Origin of the sequence: Pseudomonas avellanae BPIC 631, from assembly GCF_000444135.1 — a bacterium.
GTDB lineage: Bacteria > Pseudomonadota > Gammaproteobacteria > Pseudomonadales > Pseudomonadaceae > Aquipseudomonas > Aquipseudomonas avellanae.
Genome location: NZ_ATDK01000462.1, coordinates 1 through 1,070 on the forward strand (window position 1 = coordinate 1; position 1,070 = coordinate 1,070).

Sequence of the window (1,070 nt, forward strand, 5' to 3'; positions counted from 1 at the left end):
TGAACCTTGGGCTGCGTAAGATGGCGGAGGCCACAAATACGCATGATTACTGGCAACTCTCACGCCTTGCCCGTTGGCATGTCGAGAGCGAAGCAATGGACCGGGCTCTGGCGACCGTGGTTGCTGCGCAGGCAAAGCTGCCGATGTCCAGGTTCTGGGGTATTGGTTCAACCGCATCAAGCGATGGTCAGTTCTTTCCTTCAGCCCGGCAGGGAGAGGCCATTAACATGGTTAACGCCAAATATGGAAACGAACCCGGCCTTAAGGCTTACACGCACGTCAATGACCATTTCGCGTTGTTCGCGTCACAAATGATTCCCGCGACAGTCAGCGAGGCTCCATACATACTTGATGGCCTGATGATGAATGAGGCTGGTCGGCAGGTTGGAGAGCAATATGCCGATACAGCCGGCTTTACAGATCACCTATTTGGGACCAGCGGCATACTCGGATATCAGCTCGTTCTACGTATACGCGATTTGCCCTCCAAGCGCCTTTACGTGTTCAATCCGGCAGAGACGCCGAAGGATTTGCGCAAGCTAGTCGGCGGTAAAATCCGAGAGGAACTGATCGTTGCTAACTGGCCTGACCTATTCCGCTGCGCCGCTACCATGACCGCCGGAAAGATCAAGCCCAGTCAGTTGCTCCGCAAGCTCGCCTCCTACCCGCGTCAGAACGATCTGGCGGTTGCTCTGCGTGAGGTTGGCCGTGTGGAGCGAACACTCTTTATTATTGAGTGGATTCTAGACACGGACATGCAGCGGCGCGCCCAGATCGGCCTTAACAAGGGTGAGGCTCACCATGCTCTCAAGAATGCGTTGCGCATCGGCCGCCAGGGCGAAATACGTGACCGCACAAGCGAAGGGCAGCATTACCGGATTGCTGGGCTCAACCTGCTCACCGCAATCATTATCTACTGGAACACCATCCACATCGGTCACGCGGTCGCTGAACGACAAAGGGAAGGGCTAGATGTGCCACCCGAACTTCTGGCACACATCTCTCCGCTTGGTTGGGCTCACATATTACTGACAGGCGAATACCTCTGGCCCAAGCCGTAAGTTCTTAAC

The 1,070-nt window shown here is 55.4% G+C and carries 1 protein-coding gene; it reads left to right on the forward strand.

Annotation, left to right across the window (positions count from 1 at the left end; translation table 11 throughout):
- On the forward strand, positions 1 to 1,061 hold a 1,061-nt coding region (locus DW49_RS0124000; RefSeq protein ID WP_024421466.1), incomplete at its 5' end, for a Tn3 family transposase.
- Positions 1,062 to 1,070 lie beyond the last annotated feature (9 nt).